General features: G+C 67.3%; 14 protein-coding genes. 8 read left to right on the top strand and 6 right to left on the bottom strand.

Translation table 11 applies throughout. The features are described 5' to 3' along the window. Positions 1–44 precede the first annotated feature (44 nt). Positions 45–866, top strand: coding sequence for a hypothetical protein (locus tag QQS52_RS02335; RefSeq protein ID WP_472772412.1), 822 nt, complete (start codon positions 45–47; stop codon positions 864–866). Positions 867–946: 80 nt separating this feature from the next. Here QQS52_RS02335 and QQS52_RS02330 read toward each other — a convergent pair whose 3' ends face one another. Next, positions 947–1,318 (bottom strand): DUF5319 domain-containing protein, encoded by a 372-nt coding sequence (locus QQS52_RS02330; protein ID WP_070769189.1) that lies wholly within the window; start codon positions 1,316–1,318, stop codon positions 947–949. Positions 1,319–1,451: 133 nt separating this feature from the next. Between QQS52_RS02330 and guaB the strand changes: the two genes are divergently transcribed. Beyond that, positions 1,452–2,972: an IMP dehydrogenase gene (gene guaB / locus QQS52_RS02325; protein ID WP_070769190.1), complete on the top strand. Its 1,521-nt coding sequence runs from the start codon at positions 1,452–1,454 to the stop codon at positions 2,970–2,972. Between the two features lie 77 nt (positions 2,973–3,049). Then, positions 3,050–4,198, top strand: a complete 1,149-nt coding sequence (locus QQS52_RS02320; protein ID WP_472772411.1) for a GuaB3 family IMP dehydrogenase-related protein — start codon at positions 3,050–3,052, stop codon at positions 4,196–4,198. 247 nt (positions 4,199–4,445) lie between these two features. Here the strand turns inward: QQS52_RS02320 and QQS52_RS02315 are convergent, their stop codons facing one another. Further along, the gene (locus QQS52_RS02315; RefSeq protein ID WP_472772410.1) at positions 4,446–5,816 is read right to left on the bottom strand and encodes an amino acid permease; all 1,371 of its coding nucleotides are present in this window, start codon (positions 5,814–5,816) and stop codon (positions 4,446–4,448) included. A 171-nt stretch (positions 5,817–5,987) separates the two neighbouring features. Between QQS52_RS02315 and guaA the strand changes: the two genes are divergently transcribed. Beyond that, positions 5,988–7,568, top strand: coding sequence for a glutamine-hydrolyzing GMP synthase (guaA, locus tag QQS52_RS02310; protein WP_472772409.1), 1,581 nt, complete (start codon positions 5,988–5,990; stop codon positions 7,566–7,568). A gap of 140 nt (positions 7,569–7,708) precedes the next feature. Here guaA and QQS52_RS02305 read toward each other — a convergent pair whose 3' ends face one another. The 4 genes from QQS52_RS02305 to QQS52_RS02290 form a co-directional block, all read right to left on the bottom strand. Beyond that, positions 7,709–9,013, bottom strand: coding sequence for an ABC transporter permease (locus tag QQS52_RS02305; RefSeq protein ID WP_472772408.1), 1,305 nt, complete (start codon positions 9,011–9,013; stop codon positions 7,709–7,711). Further along, complete coding sequence (locus QQS52_RS02300; protein ID WP_472772543.1) at positions 9,003–9,677, bottom strand: ABC transporter ATP-binding protein; 675 nt, start codon at positions 9,675–9,677, stop codon at positions 9,003–9,005. The genes QQS52_RS02305 and QQS52_RS02300 overlap by 11 nt, the downstream gene beginning before the upstream one ends. Before the next feature lie 23 nt (positions 9,678–9,700). Further along, the gene (locus QQS52_RS02295) at positions 9,701–11,005 is read right to left on the bottom strand and encodes an efflux RND transporter periplasmic adaptor subunit (RefSeq protein WP_472772407.1); all 1,305 of its coding nucleotides are present in this window, start codon (positions 11,003–11,005) and stop codon (positions 9,701–9,703) included. Positions 11,006–11,258: 253 nt separating this feature from the next. Then, positions 11,259–12,512 (bottom strand): PspC domain-containing protein, encoded by a 1,254-nt coding sequence (locus tag QQS52_RS02290; RefSeq protein WP_472772406.1) that lies wholly within the window; start codon positions 12,510–12,512, stop codon positions 11,259–11,261. Between the two features lie 124 nt (positions 12,513–12,636). Between QQS52_RS02290 and QQS52_RS02285 the strand changes: the two genes are divergently transcribed. From QQS52_RS02285 to QQS52_RS02270, 4 genes are all read left to right on the top strand, one after another. Continuing rightward, a complete protein-coding gene (locus QQS52_RS02285; protein ID WP_472772405.1) occupies positions 12,637–13,821 on the top strand; it encodes an ATP-binding protein in 1,185 nt (394 codons plus the stop codon). A 2-nt stretch (positions 13,822–13,823) separates the two neighbouring features. Beyond that, complete coding sequence (locus QQS52_RS02280) at positions 13,824–14,486, top strand: response regulator (RefSeq protein WP_070769196.1); 663 nt, start codon at positions 13,824–13,826, stop codon at positions 14,484–14,486. An 83-nt stretch (positions 14,487–14,569) separates the two neighbouring features. Then, positions 14,570–15,358, top strand: coding sequence for a hypothetical protein (locus QQS52_RS02275; protein WP_472772404.1), 789 nt, complete (start codon positions 14,570–14,572; stop codon positions 15,356–15,358). After that, positions 15,355–16,941: a Y-family DNA polymerase gene (locus tag QQS52_RS02270; protein WP_472772403.1), complete on the top strand. Its 1,587-nt coding sequence runs from the start codon at positions 15,355–15,357 to the stop codon at positions 16,939–16,941. Before QQS52_RS02275 ends, QQS52_RS02270 begins: the two co-directional genes overlap by 4 nt. Positions 16,942–16,970 lie beyond the last annotated feature (29 nt).

Raw genomic sequence — 16,970 nt, 5'->3', positions numbered from 1 at the left:
TTTATGTATGTCCTGCACAGCAGGATCGGAAAGGAGTGATGATCATGTCAAAGCGACGTCGGCCCGATGACACTAATGACTTGGCCGATCAGCTGCAGCCCTTAGTTGATGACGATCACTTCCTGACCGATCTATCCGCAGGAAAAGACCCCAGTGACGGCAACGACGAGCTAGCGGCGTTGCTGATGGATCTGCGCAATGAGGTCCACCAGCCGCTGCCGCCGGTACCGGTGGTTGCTTTGGGTGAGGGCGAGGATACCGAGCCCGCCGAGGGCACGGGGAACGCCGCGAGGGCCTCCGTGGCCTCGCTGGCGGATCGCCGCAAGGCCAAGCGCCCGCACCCGTTCGTCCACGGCCTCATCGGCGCGGCCGCGGCCACCCTGGTCATCGCCGGGGCCGGCGCGGTGGTCTACAACACCCAGGGCTTTGGCGCCCAGCACGATCCGCAGTCGGTCGAGCTGGCCGGCAAGCTGGATGAGGTTGAGTCCCGCGCCGCCAGCGGCGACTGGGAGGGCGCGCAGTCCCTTCTGGCGGAGGCCCGCAAGATGCTGAACCTGGCAGAAGAGAAGGAAGCCGACGCCGAGGTCAAGCAGGACAAGGCCCGCTCGTCGCGGGTGGCTCGCCCGCGCCCGACGGAGACGGTGACTGAGACCGTGCCGCCCGAGCAGGACACGGAGGCCGAGAAGCCGGCTCCTGCCCCGGAGCCGACCACGGTGACGGAGAAGGCCACCCAGACCGTGACGGTTACGGTGACCGAGACCGGGCTGCCCAACCCGCTGCCCGCACCGACAGAACCCACGGAGGAGCCGAGCGCTTCCCCGGAGGAAAACGACGGTGAACTCGCTCCTCCGCAGGTGCAGCAGTAAGTAGCTAAGTCCTTCTAAGAAACGTCTTTGCAGAGAGCCGCTCTCGGCGGGGTGGGGTCCACCTTTCGCCGGGGGCGGTTTTAGCGTGCGTCGAGCCCGTCTAGGTAGCCCAGGGCGTAGTCCCAGGGCACGTAGCGGTTCGGATCCGGCTCAGCGCCCGGCTCGTGCACCGGAGCGAGTTCGTTGTTCAAGGTTGCACGCATATTGGCGGCCATGATGTCCCACTCGTAGAAGTGGTTTTCCTGGCAGTCCTCGCAGTAGAAGAAGATTCCGTCCACTCCGCGGGGTCCGAGTGCGCGGGCGAATTCCTGGACCAAGGCGAGGTCGTGGATCACGGCGGCGCGCTCCTCTTGGCTCAGCGGCTGTGCCTGCTCTTCTTCTTCCAGGAAGGAGGCGGGATCATTGGGGTCGTCGGCAAAAGGGTCGCGGGGCATATTGGCGAAAAAGTTCACAGTTTAGAAGCCTATTTACTCAACCAGACTTAGGCAATTCTCCCCCGGACTCACGATGTGGCGCTAAAAGGCACTACAGTTAGGGTGCATACCACCAAAACTCGGCTTCGTTTTAAGGAGATGGGCACTCAAGATGACTGACAACCGCGTGCAAACTGGGGGAAACGACCCGGATAAGATCCTGCTCAATGGGCTGACCTTTGATGATGTGCTTCTGCTGCCGGCCGAATCCAATATCGTGCCTTCTCAGGTAGACACCTCGGCGCAGTTTACCCGCAACATCCGGCTGGGCATCCCGCTGTCCTCGGCGGCCATGGACACGGTCACGGAAGCGCGCATGGCTATCGCGATGGCCCGCCAGGGCGGTATCGGCGTGCTGCACCGCAACCTGTCGACTCAGGAGCAGGCCGAGCAGGTGGAAACCGTCAAGCGTTCCGAGTCCGGCATGGTCACCGACCCGGTGGTGGCGTCGCCGGATATGACCATCGAGGAAGTCGACGCCCTGTGCGCGCGGTTCCGTATCTCCGGCCTGCCGGTGGTCGATGACAAGGGTGTCCTGCTGGGCATCTGCACCAATCGCGACATGCGCTTCGAACCGGACTTCCAGCGCAAGGTCTCGGACATCATGACCTCCATGCCGCTGGTGGTGGCCAAGGAGGGCGTGTCCAAGAGCGAGGCCCTGAAGCTGCTGTCGAACAACAAGGTCGAGAAGCTGCCCATCGTGGACGACAACAACGTGTTGGTCGGCCTCATTACCGTCAAGGACTTCGTGAAGTCCGAGCAGTACCCGAACGCCTCCAAGGATTCCTCCGGCCGCCTGCTGGCCGCCGCCGGCATCGGCACCGGCGAGGAGTCCTACGAGCGCGCCGGCGCCCTGGTCGATGCCGGCGTCGACGTGCTGGTCGTTGACTCCGCCCATGCCCACAACAACCGCGTGCTGGAGATGGTCTCCCGCGTGAAGAAGGACTTCGGCCACCGCGTCGACGTCGTGGGCGGCAACCTGGCCACCCGCGAGGCCGCCCAGGCCATGATCGACGCCGGCGCCGACGCCATCAAGGTCGGCATCGGCCCGGGCTCCATCTGCACCACCCGCGTCGTCGCCGGCGTGGGCGCCCCGCAGATCACCGCCATCATGGAGGCCGCCGCCGTGGCCGGCCCGGCCGGCGTCCCGATCATCGGTGACGGCGGCATGCAGTACTCCGGCGACGTCGCTAAGGCCCTGGCCGCCGGCGCCGATACCGTCATGCTGGGCTCCATGTTCGCTGGCACCCGGGAAGCCCCGGGCGACATCGTCATCGTGGGAGGCAAGCAGTACAAGCGCTACCGCGGGATGGGCTCCATGGGCGCCATGCAGGGCCGCGGCCTGAGCGGGGAGAAGCGCTCCTACTCCAAGGACCGCTACTTCCAGGCCGACGTTAGGAGCGAAGACAAGCTGGTGCCGGAAGGCGTGGAAGGCAAGGTTCCTTACCGCGGCGAGATCGACGCGATTACCCACCAGATCATCGGTGGCCTGCGCGCGGCCATGGGCTACACTGGCTCGGCCTCCATCGCGGATCTCAAGACCAAGCGTTTCGTCCGCATTACTGCGGCCGGCTTGCGCGAGTCCCACCCGCACGATTTGCAGCAGACCGTCGAGGCCCCGAACTACCGCTAAGCAGCGCGTAGGCAACCCGTTATACGGCACGTAGCACTCCCCGCAACGTCGCAACACTCACAGATAAGGAGCAGCACATGCGCGACTACGTAGAAATCGGACTGGGGCGGCAGGCGCAACGCACCTACGACCTGGACGATATTTCCCTGGTACCAACCCGGCGCACGCGGTCCTCGAAGGACGTGGATACCACCTGGCACATCGACGCTTACACCTTCGACATCCCGTTTGTTTCCCACCCGACCGACGCCCTGGCCACCCCGGAATTCGTCATCGAGATGGGCAAGCAAGGAGGCCTAGGCGTTATCAACGCTGAGGGCCTGTGGGGTCGGCACGCCGACTTGGAGGCCGCCCTCGAGCAGGTCTATTCCCACCCGGGTGATAACTCCGTGCTACAGCGCCTCCACGGCGCGGATCTGGACACGGAACTGCTCACCGAGCGCATCCGCCAGGTGCGGGAGGCGGGCGTGACCGTAGCGGTGCGCGTGTCCCCGCAAAACGCCCGTGAGCTGGCTCCGGTGGTCATCGCGGCCGGCGCGGAACTGCTGTTTATCCAGGGCACCCTGATTTCCGCCGAGCACGTCAGCACCGGCGGCGAGCCGCTGAACCTCAAGGAATTCATCGGTTCCCTGGACGTGCCGGTCATCGCCGGAGGCGTGGCGGACTACACCACGGCCCTGCACCTGATGCGAACCGGCGCGGCCGGCGTCATCGTGGGCGGCGGCGTGAACACCAACCCGGAGACCGTCGGGATCGACGTGCCCCTGGCCACCGCTGTGGCGGATGCCGCGGCCGCGCGCCGGGACTACCTGGATGAGACCGGCGGGCGCTACGTGCACGTTTTGGCCGACGGCGACTTCGTCAACTCCGCCGAGGTCACCAAGGCCGTGGCCTGCGGCGCCGACGGCGTCGTCCTGGGTCCGCTTCTGGCCTCGGCCCGCGAGGCTGGCGGCAAGGGCTGGTACTGGCCGGCCGCCGCCGGGCATCCGCGCTTCCCGCGTGGCTTCGTGGACTACGCCGCCGCTGTCCCGGACGACTTGGATGTCGACTTCCTAGACGGCGAGGCTGACCACAACACCCCGAGCCTCGAGGTGGTCCTGCACGGCCCTTCTAACGAGCCCTTCGGCCAGTTCAACCTGGTCGGCGGCCTCAAGCGCGCCATGGCCAAGTGCGGCTACACGGACCTCAAATCCTTCCAGAAGGTCAACCTCGCCATCCGCGGCTAAGCCGAGAAGGCACGCGGCACAAAGCGCGGACCCGGGAATAGGGTGCTAGGAAGCTAGCACGCCAATGGTTAGGCGCCTAAAGCCCGGGGCGCGCTGTTCAGAAAAGAACAGGAAAGACAAGGAGGGCATCGCCAAGCACGGCGATGCCCTCCTTCGCGTCTTAGCGCGCGAACTCCCGGGCCTGCGCGCGGGCCCGGTTCAGTCGCGCCGGACCGTTTAATCGCGGCGGTAATCGCGGCGGCGAGTCCTAGCTGCCGGCGACGATGTCCCAGGCGGAGACGGCCATGATGACAAGGCCCACGACGAAGACGCAGATGGTGTCCGGCCTGGTGGCGTAGTGCTTGAAGGCGGTGGCCTTGCGGAAGAGCAGCATGGGCACGATGTAGACCAAGAAAGCGACGAAGATGCCGCCGACGACGGAGATGAAGTCCAGGATGGACGGGTTGTAGACCGCCACGGCGACCGACCCGATAAAGACCATCACGTAGATGACGTAGGTGAGCTTTTTGCCCGTGAGCTTGTCCGCGGTGCGCGGGGCGAGCACGCGGAAGATGTACTTGGTGCCCTCCTCGGTGCCCAGCATGTGGCCGGAGAAGGACGAGGCGATGGCGCAGATGGCCACCACGGGGGCGAGGAAAGACATGAACGGGGTGTGGGTGACGTTGGCGAAGTAGGACAGGATCGGGATGTTGGCCTCGCCCGCGGCGTCCATGCCTTCCGCGCCCATGGCCATGGAGCAGGACCAGACGAAAAACATCGTGAAGGCCACCAGCAGGCAGGCGGTGATAAGTTCCACCCGGGAGACCTGGCGCTCGGTGCCGGCGACGTCATCACCGTGGCCCTGCTGGGCGTCGAGCGCGAACTGGGACAGCGCCGCCATGTGGCTAAACGAGAAGACCAGCACCGGCAGGATGAGCAGCAGGGACTTCCACAGGGGCGTGTCCGACTGGTAGCTGTAGAAGCTGGCCAAATCCCACTGCGGGATGAGGTAGAAGGAGACCACCGCCAGAGCGATAATCAGCGGGTAGACCAGCGCATTGCCCAGCCAGAGCACGGCCTTCTTACCGGCGGCGAAGGCGAGGGTGAGCACGCCGATGCAGACGCTAGCCAGCACCCAGCGGTTGATTTCCGGGCCGCCGAGCTGGTTGACAATGAAGCTGTCGACGGTGTTGGTGATACTGATGCCGTAGATCAGCACGGTGGGATAGATGGCCAGCCAGTACAGCAGCGCCGTGGCCAGCCCGCGCTTGCGCCCGGTCAGGGCCGTGATGACCTGCAAAACGTCCAGGCCCTTGATGGGGGAGGCGGCCACGATGCGCGCGTAGGCGCGGTGGGAGAAAAAGACCACGGGCCCGATGAAGGCGGTGGCGATGAGCAGCGGCCAGAAGCCGAAGCTGCCGGCGTTAATCGGCAAAAAGAGAATGCCCGCGCCGACCGCGGTGCCGAACAGGGTGATAGCCCACGTCAGGTCGGAGCCGGCAGAGGAGTCTTCGCCCTCTACCGGGGCTTGGATGTCCTCTTCGTGGATGTGTTCTAGGTCGAATTCTTCGCGCGACTGCGCAATATGCTCCGGGCTATGTTGCTCAGGCAGCTCGTCGCCGTGGATGGGAGTGCTCATTCCTCTCCTCCTCGTCTGATGTGAAATATAACACTCTAGCATAGACGAGTGATAAACCACGGGGCATGGGTTCGGGGGGATTGCATGATTATGCAACCGGGCGCGAGGCGGAGAGGTTGCGGGGGATGGGCAGGCTATAGCGTCAGGCCGCCTATGCGTTAAACTGGCGGGGTGACTAAGCCTTCCACTACCCCTCGTCCAGTCCTCGTGGTGGATTTCGGAGCTCAGTACGCGCAGCTTATCGCCCGTCGCGTGCGCGAGGCCCAGATTTACTCCGAGGTAGTTCCCAACTCCGCCACCGTGGAGGAGATAAAGGCCAAGAACCCGGCCGCGCTGATCCTCTCCGGTGGCCCTTCCTCCGTCTACGCCGACGGCGCCCCGGCCCTGAAGCCGGAGCTGCTGGAGCTTGGCGTGCCGGTTTTTGGTATCTGCTACGGGTTCCAGGCCATGAACCACGCCCTGGGCGGCACCGTCTCCTCCACCGGAGAGCGTGAGTACGGCCGCACCGATCTGCACGTGGATGGCCAGGCCGGCGTGCTGCACGCCGGCCTGGAAGAAACCCACAAGGTCTGGATGTCCCACGGCGACGCGGTCTCGGCCGCCCCGGAGGGCTTCACTGTGACCGCCTCCTCCGCGGGCGCCCCGGTGGCCGCCATGGAGTGTGTGGACAAGAAGATGGCCGGCGTCCAGTACCACCCGGAGGTGCTGCACTCGCCGCACGGCCAGGAAGTTCTGACCCGCTTTCTGACCGAGATCGCCGGCCTGGAGCAGAACTGGACCGCCGATAACATCGCCGAGCAGCTCATCGACGACGTCCGCGCCCAGGTCGGCGAGACCGGCCGGGCCATCTGCGGCCTGTCCGGCGGCGTGGACTCCGCCGTGGCCGCCGCCCTCGTGCAGCGCGCCATCGGCGACCGCCTGACCTGTGTATTCGTGGACCACGGCCTGCTGCGCGCCGGGGAACACGAACAGGTGGAAAAGGACTTCGTGGCCTCCACCGGCGCCAAGCTGGTCACCGTGGACGAGCGCGCTTCCTTCCTGGAGAAGCTGGCCGGCAAGACCGACCCGGAAGACAAGCGCAAGGCTATCGGCGCGGAATTCATCCGCTCCTTTGAGCGCGCCGTCGCGGGCGTGCTGGATGACGCCCCGGAAGGCTCCACCGTGGACTACCTGGTGCAGGGCACCCTGTACCCGGACGTCGTGGAATCCGGCGGCGGGGACGGCACCGCGAACATCAAGTCCCACCACAACGTCGGCGGCCTGCCGGACGACGTGGAATTCGAGCTGGTCGAGCCGCTGCGCCTGTTGTTCAAGGACGAGGTCCGCGCCGTGGGCCGCGAGCTGGGCCTGCCGGAAGAGATCGTCAACCGCCAGCCCTTCCCGGGCCCGGGCCTGGGCATCCGCATCATCGGCGAGGTCACTGAGGACCGACTGGAGACCCTGCGCCAGGCCGATCTCATCGCCCGCACCGAGCTGACCAACGCCGGCCTGGACGCCGAGATCTGGCAGTGCCCGGTGGTCCTGCTGGCGGACGTGCGTTCCGTCGGCGTCCAGGGCGACGGCCGCACCTACGGCCACCCGATCGTGCTGCGCCCAGTCTCCTCCGAGGACGCCATGACCGCGGACTGGACCCGCATTCCTTACGACGTGCTGGAGAAGATCTCCACCAAGATCACCAACGAGGTCAAGGAAGTCAACCGCGTCGTGCTCGACGTGACCTCCAAGCCGCCGGGAACCATCGAATGGGAATAAGCCGGAAAGCTTAAACCGGCTTCAGCTGAAGGCACGCGCCTTTCAGCGTAAAAACCCGCCGCCGCTACCTTAGGAACGCGTTCTGGTAACGGCGGCGAGTTTTTGTGTTTTCGCGGCTTTAGCAGTTCCGGTGGGGCCGTCTATTCGTACCGCAGGGCCTCAATGGGGTCGAGTTTAGCGGCCTTGCCGGCGGGGTAGTAGCCGAAGAACAGGCCGATGGCGAGGGCGAAGAGCAGGGAGATGACCACGGTGGACAGCGGTGGGAAGGCGAGTAGCCCCATCGCGGCGGAGCCGGCCATGCCGGTTAGGGCGCCGAGGATGATGCCGATGATGCCGCCGACCAGGCAGACGATGATGGCCTCGGTAACGAACTGCCAGCGGATATCCCGCCGGGTGGCGCCCAGGGCCTTGCGCACGCCGATCTCCCGGGTGCGCTCGGTGACGGTGATCAGCATGATGTTCATGACGCCGATTCCGCCGACCAGCAGGGAGATGCCGCCAATGGCGGCCAGGCCGATGCTCAGCGAGTTAATGATCTGGTTGAAGCTGGCCATGTCTTGGCTAAAGTCCGTGACCTTGGCGTGGTAGGCGTCGTTGTCCGCGTACATCTCGTCCAAGGCCGCGCGTAGGCGGTCGGCCGCGACCTGTTTGTCGGCCGAATTGGCCACCTGGACCGTCAGGTGGTTAAAAGCCTCCCCGGTGCCGGGTTGCTTCGAGTAATTCGCCGCCAGCGGGTAGGGGACCGTCATGCTGAGATCCTGGGCGTTGACGCTGAGCAGGCCGGCGGATTCCTCCCGCGCCTTTACGCCGACGACCATCAGATCTACCGCGTTTCCTTCCTCCGGGGTAAATTCCAGGAATTGGCCGATCGCGTTGTGCGGGTCCGCGCCGAAGAGTTCTTCCGCTAGATCCGCGTTGAGCACGGCCACCGGGCGGGCGCCGTCGATGTCGGCGGCCTCGATGTCCCGGCCCGCCGACAGCGGGTCGCCGTTAATCAGCGCCATGTCCGGGTTGATGCCGCGGGTGGTCGCGGAGACCTCCTGGGGCACGAGCTGGTTGTCTATGGAGACCTTGCCGGAGGTGGCGGAGTTTTCCCCGACGCCAATCCCGGTGACCAAGTCGCCCATGTGCTCCCGCAGCTGGTCGAGCTGATCTGGGCTAATCAGCGAGGCGCTATCGATGCCCCCGCCGGAGCCGTACATGGCAGTCGGGTCCTGGGTGTCTTCCTCCCCGTCGGCGGGGCGGGAGGTGACATCGACGTTGAGGTTGTTGATGCCCGCGTCGTCCAGGTTTTGCTGGAACTGGTTTTTCAGCGAGGCGCTCAGCGTCATGATGGCGATGACTGCGGCGATGCCGATGATGACGCCCAGTAGCGTCAGAAACGAGCGCATCTTGTTTGTGCGCAGGCTGGTTAGCGCCAGGAAGACGGATTCCTTAATGCTCACGGGGCTCCTCCTGCAGGATGCCGTCGCGCATGGTGACGGTGCGTTCGGTCTCTTCTGCCAGTTCCGGGTTGTGGGTGATGAACACGATGGTCTTGCCGTGTTCGCGGTGCAGCGTGTGGAAAAGGTCCATCACGCGGCGGCCGGTGTACGAGTCCAGCGCGCCGGTCGGCTCGTCGGCGAGCAGGATGTCGGGGTCGTTGGCCAGCGCGCGGGCGATGGCCACGCGCTGCTTCTGCCCGCCGGACAGCTCGTTGGGCAGGTGGTGGGCGCGGTCGGCCATGCCGACGAGCTCGAGCAGCTCCGTGGCCCGCTGCGCGCGCTGCTTGGCGGGCACTCCGGCGTAGACCAAGGGCATCTCCACGTTCTTGGCGGCGCTGATGCGAACGACCAGGTTGAAGTTCTGGAAGACGAAGCCGATGGCCTGGCTGCGGTAGTGCGCCAGCTGGTCGTCGGTGCTATCGAGCACGTCGATACCGTCGAGCAGGTAGGTGCCCGCGCTCGGCCGGTCCAGCAGCCCGATGATGTTCATCAGGGTCGATTTGCCGGAGCCGGAGGCGCCGACCACCGCGGTAAATTCCCCGCGGGGGACCTGGAAATCACACCCCGGCAGGACGGTTAGTTCCCCTTCGGTGCCGAGGTTGAAGCTTTTGACGATGCCGCGCATGTCGATGAGGGCGTTTGGCGGGGTCACTGTTGCCTACCTTCGAATCCGGCGATGGTGACGTTCTGATCGACCAGGTCCTCGTGATCGCGGGCCTGGGTGAGCACGAACGCGCCCGGCTTGACCTCCGTGCCCTTGAGCTCCGCTGCGAAGGCACTGGTAATGCCCACGGTCACGGGGCGCTTGACCACGCGGTAGCCGTCCTCGTCCGGGTTGTCGCCGGCGGGCTCGGCCACAAGCACGAAGGCGCGCTGCCCCTCGCTGAGAATCGCGGTCAGCGGCACGGTGGGCACGTGCTTTTGTTCGGCGGAGACGATCTTGGTCTTCGCGGTGGAGCCGATGTGCAGGCCCTCGGTGTCGCCGGTGACCTCGATGGTGACCGGGAAGGTCGCCGTGGTGGCCCCGCCCTGTCCGGCCAGCGCGGCACTATCCCCGCCGGCGCCGGCGCCAGCGGCGGCCTCCGGCTGCTGGGCGACCGGGGAGATGCCGGTGACCTTGCCGGCAAATTCCTTGCCCGGGGCGCTCGGGGAGGTAAACGTCACCCGGTTGCCCGGGCGCAGGTTGGGCATGTCGGCTTCGTTGACGGTGGTGTGGATTTCCAGCGTGGAGTCATCCGCCACGCTGGCCACCGGTCCTTCCGCGGGGCTGCCCTCTTTGGCGTTTAAGGTGGTCACGACTCCCTCGAAGGGGGCGGACAGGGTGCCGGCGTTGATGGAGTTTTCCAACCCGGCGTTGGCCAGGTTGGCCGACTCCTGCGCGGCGGACACGTCCTCCTGGGCGCGGGCCAGGGCTCGCTCCTGGGCGGCGATCTGGGCCTGGATATCGCCGGAGGCAGCGGCGGCAGCGCCCTCCTCGTCCGCGCCGGCGCTCGCGGCCGCGGTCTCCCCGTTGGCGGCGGCGGTGTAGAGGCGGTCGAGCTCGGCCTGGGCGTCAGCCACCTGGTTCTGGGCAGAGCGCAGCTCGGTGCGCTGGGTGGCGCGCTGGCCGGCCAGCTCCTGCTCCTCCGGGGTGGTGTCAATGACGGCCAGGGGCTGCTGGGCCTGGACGCGGTCTCCCACGTGCACGCGCACGCTGGAGACCGGGCCGGTCAGGCGCGTGGACAGCACGGCCTCTTCGCGGGCGGCCACGGTGCCGTTGGCGCTGACCGCGTTGGTGACGTCCCCGCGGGTGACCTCGGTGACGTCGTCGGCCTGCAGGATGCTCCCGCTGGCCACGCTGGCGTACCAGGACCAGGCAAGCGCCCCGAGGACGAGGACAACCACGGCGATAATGGCGCCGATGATCAACGGCTTTTTGGTTTTCTTCTTAGCGGTAGCGGGCTCAATGGCCATAACAGCTAGTACTCCTTTTGAGTAAAGGCCTCGGGGCAAAGGCAGGTTTTAAGGCTCTGGCACCGCTGGGGTGGCAGACGGGCAAGTTTTGGCAGTTGCTGACTATAGACGCGAAAACCCTCTCCTTAATCCTCCCTGAGAATGATTTCGGAAAAACCAGAAGCCTTGCGTTAAATCATGTCGGGGAGGATGAAAAGGGAGAGGGAAAAAGAGCGGGGAGAGGGGAACGGGGAGAAGGGAGCGGGCTGCGAGCCTAGGAATTGGTGGCCGGGGTGGGGTAGTCGATGGTGACGTTGCCAACGCCGGCGTCGACGTGGACGGCGAACTTGGCGTCGGGGTTGTCCTGCTCGTGGCAGTTGCTAGCGCCCACGCCGTCGTCACAGGTCAGGCTGTAGGAGACCCCCTTCGGCAGGACGATGTCGGTGTTGCCGACCCCGGCGTCGATGGTGATCTCGGTGCGGTGGTTGAGCTGGTCCCAGTCGCGGATCTGACTGAAGTCCACCTTGCCGTAGCCGACGGAGAAGTCGTAGGTTCGTGGCAGGTCCTTCACCGAGGTGGGAGTGTATTCGCGGTCGTCAAAGACGAAGCCGTCGCTGACGGTCAGCCCGTCGGTGGGGTTGTCGACGTGGCGGACCACCCGGAAGCCCACGGTCGCGGCGATGACCAGGGCGGCGGCCAGGACCACGCCGAAAAAGCTCAAGGCGACGACCAGGAGGGTCTTGACGAGGGAGCGCTTCTTCTTCGGCTCCTCGGCCGGGCGCGGGTCCGGCAGGTGCCAGGTGTCCGGGGCGGCGCCGAGCGGATCCCAGGCCGGCGGGGTGTTACGGCCCGGCGGGAAGGGGTAGCCGTCCACCGGGGTGAACATCGACATGTCCACCTCCGGGTCCGCGGCCGGCTGCGCCTGCTGCGAGTCGGTCTGGGCGAGCTGCCCGGCCGACAAAAGTCCCGCCGGCGGGGTCGGGCGGTGGCGGTACAGGAAGAACCAGATCAGGCCGGTGAACAGGGCAATGCCAAGCGCCGAGGAGCTAAAGGAGGGGAAGAAGGAGTCTTCCATGATGGTTGCCGACCACGCCCCGGAGGTCATCAGGAAGCCGATGAGCAAGGCGATGGCTAGGCCAGACTCGGAAGTCTCCCCGTCCCGGCGGCCGAAGAGGTCTTCGACCGGGGAGGAGGCCTTGGAATAGCGGGGCATCAGCGCCCAGGCCAGGAAGTAGGCCGCCAGCCCGCCGCCGAAGGCGAGGGTAGTGGCCACGAAGGCCACGCGGGGCAGGACCGGGTCGATGCCGAAGCGGGCGCCGATGCCCTCGCACACGCCGGCGATCTTGGCGTTGCTGCCCTGTTCGGCGGGGATGCGCGGCGGGCGGGTGGCCCACATGGCGCGCAGGGTCTCGCCCAGGCCGTCGGTGGGTGTGGAGTCGGAGGAGGTGTCGTAGGAGCTGGCGGGGGCGTCGTTAGCGGAAGCGTCCGGGTGGGACTCGGAGTGGAACGGATCGTATGGGGAAGTCATGCTTTAAGTATGGTCTGCGTCTATGCTCCGGCACATCGGGGAGCGCCCTGATCTTTGCCCGGATTAGGTCTCTCAGGGTGATCCCGGATGTGGTCTGCGCGGGAGCGTGGCACGATATTGATCTATGAGTACTCCCCCGTCCGAGCCCGCCGCGTATTCCCAACGGCGCGCGGCACCCTACCCGGCCATGGTGCGCCCGCAGCAGGGCAAGATGGTCGCCGGCGTGGCCAGCGGTGTGGCCGAGAACCTGGGCGTGGACATCCTCTGGGTGCGACTGGCGCTGGCCGGGCTGGCGCTGGTCTCCGGGGTGGGGCTGATCCTGTACGCGGGCCTGTGGATCTGCACCCCGGCCCGCCAGGACGCCCAGGCCCCGACCTCGCAGTGGGAGATCCCGCGCTGGAGCTGGGGGCTGGTGGTGGCCCTCGCGCTGGCGGCCGGGGTCGCAATCGCGACGGTGGTGCTGGGCGTGCCGCCGCAGGTGCTGATGCCGCTGGCTTTCGTCGCGGTGGGCGCCTTGCTGGCCTGGCAGGCCTATGACCGTTCGACGAATACACTGCTCGGCATGGGCAGCCTCGCGGCCGGCTTTGCCCTGGTGCTGGCCGGCACGGTGGTCATGGCGGTCTTCTGGGACCGTGAGCACGGGTTCAGCTCGGCGCTGGTGGCCTCCCTACTGACCATGCTGGGGCTGGGCGTGCTGGTCATCCCGCTGGTGCTGAAGCTGTGGCGCTCGCTGGCGGAGGAAAAAGCGGCGAAGGCGGCGGCGGACGAGCGGACGGTTATCGCCTCCAAGCTGCACGACTCGGTGCTGCAGACCCTGGCGCTTATCCAGAAACGCGCCGACGATGGCCCGGAGGTCGCGCGGCTGGCGCGTTCCCAGGAGCGCCAGCTGCGAGCCTGGCTTTTCGACGCCGACTCCGCCACCCCGGAGACCATCTTCGGCGCGGTGGAAGCCGCCTGCGCCGAGGTCGAGGACCTGTTTAACGTGCGGATTAATCCGGTGACCGTGGGGCAGGACGCGCCCCTGAGCGACAACACCAAGCTGGCGGTTGAGGCGGCCCGCGAGGCGCTAGTCAACGCCGGCAAGCACGCGCAGGTGGACACGGTCGACGTCTTCTGCGAGGTGCTGGCGGGCGAGCTGACCCTGTTCGTGCGCGACCGCGGCGTGGGCTTCGACCCGGCTGCGGTGGCGGCCGACCGCCACGGGCTCCGGGACTCCATCCGGCAGCGCATGGAACGCGTGGGCGGTGTGGTGCGGCTGGATAGCCAGCCCGGGGCCGGCACGGAAGTGGAGCTCACGGTAGCGTTATAGGCATGGTTACTGTCTTCTTGGTCGATGATCACTCCGTCTTCCGCGCCGGGGTGCGCGCGGAGCTGGCCGACAAAGTAGACATCGTGGGGGACGTCGGGACGGTCGCCGAGGCTATCCGCGGCATCAACGAGACCCGCCCGGACGTGGTCCTGTTGGACGTACACATGCCGGACGGCGGCGGGCTGGCCGTCATCCAGGGCATTGAGCCGGGCCCGAAGTTTTTGGCACTGAGCGTTTCCGATGCCGCGGAAGACGTCATCGCCCTCATCCGCGCCGGGGCGCGCGGCTACGTGACCAAGAATATTGACGGCGCGGAGCTGGCGCGGGCGGTCGAGCAGGTCTACGACGGGGACGCGTATTTCTCCCCGCGGCTGGCCGGCTTTGTGCTGGACGCCTTCGCCGCCGGAGAGCCGGCCCCGGAACCGGAGGGTGAGCCCAAGCCCCTGCCCGCCCAGGGCGAGGATCCGATAGTCGACGCCCTGACCCCGCGCGAACTGGAGGTACTGCGCCTGCTGGCGCGCGGCTATACCTACCGCGAGATCGGGCAGAAGCTGTTCATCTCCATCAAGACGGTGGAAACGCACGCCTCCAATATCCTGCGCAAGACCCAGCAGTCCAACCGCTATCAGCTCACCCGCTGGGCGGCCAGCCGCGACCTAGACTGATTAATCCCAGGTGAGGCGGGGCGCCCCTCGCGCCAGTCGAACGTACGTTTGCATATGTCCGGGGGAGGATTCATACTTAAGGGGTGCAGCAAACAAGTGTTCCCCAAGTGGTGGGCCAGTCGGTCGAGGACCGGGTGGCGGCTCTACGCGCGCAGATGGAAAAGATGGGCGGCGGCTCCGCCCTGCCCGCGCGCGGGCCTAAACAGCGCGTTGCACGCTCCGCCGAAAGCGGTGATGAGCAGGGGAATGGCAAAAGTTCCGGGGACTCCGGCGGGCAGGCCGCGCCGGCTGGCGGCGTGGCGCCCCGCGGGGCGCATGCTGCCGAGCGGCAGATTGAGCTGGGCGGCGCGCTGGCCGGTGCCCTCCCGGCGGGCGGCTTGGTGCGCGGCAGCGCGGTGCGCTGCAGCGAGTGCCCAGCCTTCATAATAGAACTGGTGTGCCAAGCAACGGAGGAAGGCTACTACGTGGCCCTAGTCGGCTGGCCGGAGCTGGCTCTGGCCCAGGTGTGTGAGCGCGGGGATATTAGCAAGGTGGTCGCGGTGCCGGATCCGGGCACGGATCCGTGGGCAGTCAGCGCCACCTTGGTCGAGGGCATGGATTTTGTCATCCAACGCGTGCGCGCGGCCTCCCAGCAGCGGGTGCTCAGACCCGCGCGGGCGCGCCCGGTGGCAGCCCGGCTGCGGCAGGGGCGCGCCGTGCTCATTACCGTGGGGCAGCACGTGCCGTCCGCGGCGCTGCGGCTGGACGCCCAGGTAGAGTCCTACCCGGGTATCGGGCGCGGGTGCGGGCGCATCCGCGGGGTCGAGGTGCGCGTGCAGGCGTACTCGAAGTACCTGTCGCACCCGGCGCAGTCCGTGGTGAGGTGCGCATGAGCGCGCCGGCAGTGCGGATTGCTGCGCTCTGGTTTCCCGACTGGCCCATCCAGGCCGCCCGCTACGCCGAGACCCTGCCGGAGGGCGCGGGGGCGGGCAGCCCCGTCGGGGTCCTTGCCGGCGGGGCTGTGAAGGTCTGCAATACCGCCGCGCGCCGCGCCGGGGTCCACCGCGGCATGCGGGTGCGGGCGGCCCAGGCGGTCTGCCCGGAGCTTGTAGTCTGGGAGTCCCAGCCGGAGCGCGAGGGCGCCGTCTTCGCAGAAATCGTGGAATCCCTGGACGCGGTGGCCTCGTCCATTGAGGTCATCCGCCCCGGCCTCGTGGTGGTGGACGCCGCCGCGGCCGCCCGCTTCCACGGCGGGGAGGCCACCGCGGTGGAGATGTTGGTCGACGCCGCCGCGCGCCAGGGCCTAGATATGACGGTCGGGGTGGCTGATGAGCTGGCCACCGCCATCATCGCGGCCCGGGACCGCGGGCTCGGCGCGGTGGTGGAGCCGGGGGCCTCCCGGCAGTTCTTGGCCCCGCGCAGCGCCCAGGTGCTGGCCGCGGAGGTCTCCCTGGGCTGCCCGCCGGAGCTGGTTGCCCAGTTCGTGCAGCTGGGCCTGCCCACCTTGGGGGATGTGGCGCAGCTGCCGCTGCACCAGGTCACCGGCCGCTTTGGCAACGCCGGGCGGCGGTGTCACGCCATCGCCAGCGCGCAGCTGGACCGGCGGGTCGCTCCGGAGTTGGCGGGGGCTGAGCTGGACGTGTGGATGCGCCCGGAGGATCCGCTGGAGCGCGTGGACGCTGCCGCGTTCGCCGCCCGCCAGCTGGCCGCCCAGCTACACCAGCGCTTGAGCGCGGCCGGGCTGTCGTGCCTGCGCCTGCGCGTGAGCGCGCAGTGGGCCGACGGCACGGAGCTGCGGCGGATCTGGCGCACGCGCGCGGCGCTGAGCGAATCCGCCACCGCGGACCGGGTGCGCTGGCAGCTCAACGGCTGGCTGGTAGGCAACCAGGCCGAGGGCGGGATCGTGGGGCTCGGGCTGGAGCCGCTGGAGGTCGCCCAGCCGGAGCAGCACAGCCTGGTGGAATCCGGCACGGGTTCGGCGGCCCGCGCCCAGCAGGTCATCGAGCGCGTCCAGTCTCAGCTGGGCATCGACAAGGTGGTCCAACCGGTCGACCGCGGCGGCCGCGGGGTGGCCGAGCGGGTTGACTTCGTGCCCTACGGCGAGCGGGTCGAGCCCGCGCCGCCGGGCGCCTGGCCGGGCCGGATTCCGGCGCCGCTGCCGGCCCAGCTGGAGCTCGACCACCCGAGCGCGAACCACCCGGCCGCCCGCATCCGGATGATCAATGCCGAAGGCCACGACGTCTTCGTCACCGAGGAGGCCTTGCTCTCGGCCGAGCCGGCCGGCCTGGCCTGGGGAAAAAACCGCTACCTGGTCACCGCGTGGGCGGGCCCCTGGCCGGTGGACACGGGCTGGTGGACGGCCGCCGGCACGCGCCTAGCGCGGCTGCAGATAGTCGGCACGGATCAAGAAAAGACCCGGGCCTGGCTGCTCAATTGGCAAGCTGGCCGGTGGACGGTCGAGGCCAGCTACGTCTAGGAAGGCCGCCCCAGTGCCATGACGTCTGC

The organism is Corynebacterium sp. 1103A (genome assembly GCF_055700955.1).
This window is presented reverse-complemented; position numbering and strand designations above follow the sequence as displayed.

What these genes read in the sequence shown, in the direction of transcription:
- QQS52_RS02280 (WP_070769196.1), top strand. Translation starts at nt 13,824, where the DNA reads ATGGTTACTGTCTTCTTGGTCGATGATCACTCCGTCTTCCGCGCCGGG.
- guaB (WP_070769190.1), top strand. Translation starts at nt 1,452, where the DNA reads ATGACTGACAACCGCGTGCAAACTGGGGGAAACGACCCGGATAAGATC.
- QQS52_RS02270 (WP_472772403.1), top strand. Translation starts at nt 15,355, where the DNA reads ATGAGCGCGCCGGCAGTGCGGATTGCTGCGCTCTGGTTTCCCGACTGG.
- QQS52_RS02335 (WP_472772412.1), top strand. Translation starts at nt 45, where the DNA reads ATGTCAAAGCGACGTCGGCCCGATGACACTAATGACTTGGCCGATCAG.
- QQS52_RS02295 (WP_472772407.1), bottom strand. Translation starts at nt 11,005, where the DNA reads ATGGCCATTGAGCCCGCTACCGCTAAGAAGAAAACCAAAAAGCCGTTG.
- QQS52_RS02320 (WP_472772411.1), top strand. Translation starts at nt 3,050, where the DNA reads ATGCGCGACTACGTAGAAATCGGACTGGGGCGGCAGGCGCAACGCACC.
- QQS52_RS02315 (WP_472772410.1), bottom strand. Translation starts at nt 5,816, where the DNA reads ATGAGCACTCCCATCCACGGCGACGAGCTGCCTGAGCAACATAGCCCG.
- QQS52_RS02290 (WP_472772406.1), bottom strand. Translation starts at nt 12,512, where the DNA reads ATGACTTCCCCATACGATCCGTTCCACTCCGAGTCCCACCCGGACGCT.
- QQS52_RS02285 (WP_472772405.1), top strand. Translation starts at nt 12,637, where the DNA reads ATGAGTACTCCCCCGTCCGAGCCCGCCGCGTATTCCCAACGGCGCGCG.
- QQS52_RS02300 (WP_472772543.1), bottom strand. Translation starts at nt 9,677, where the DNA reads ATGCGCGGCATCGTCAAAAGCTTCAACCTCGGCACCGAAGGGGAACTA.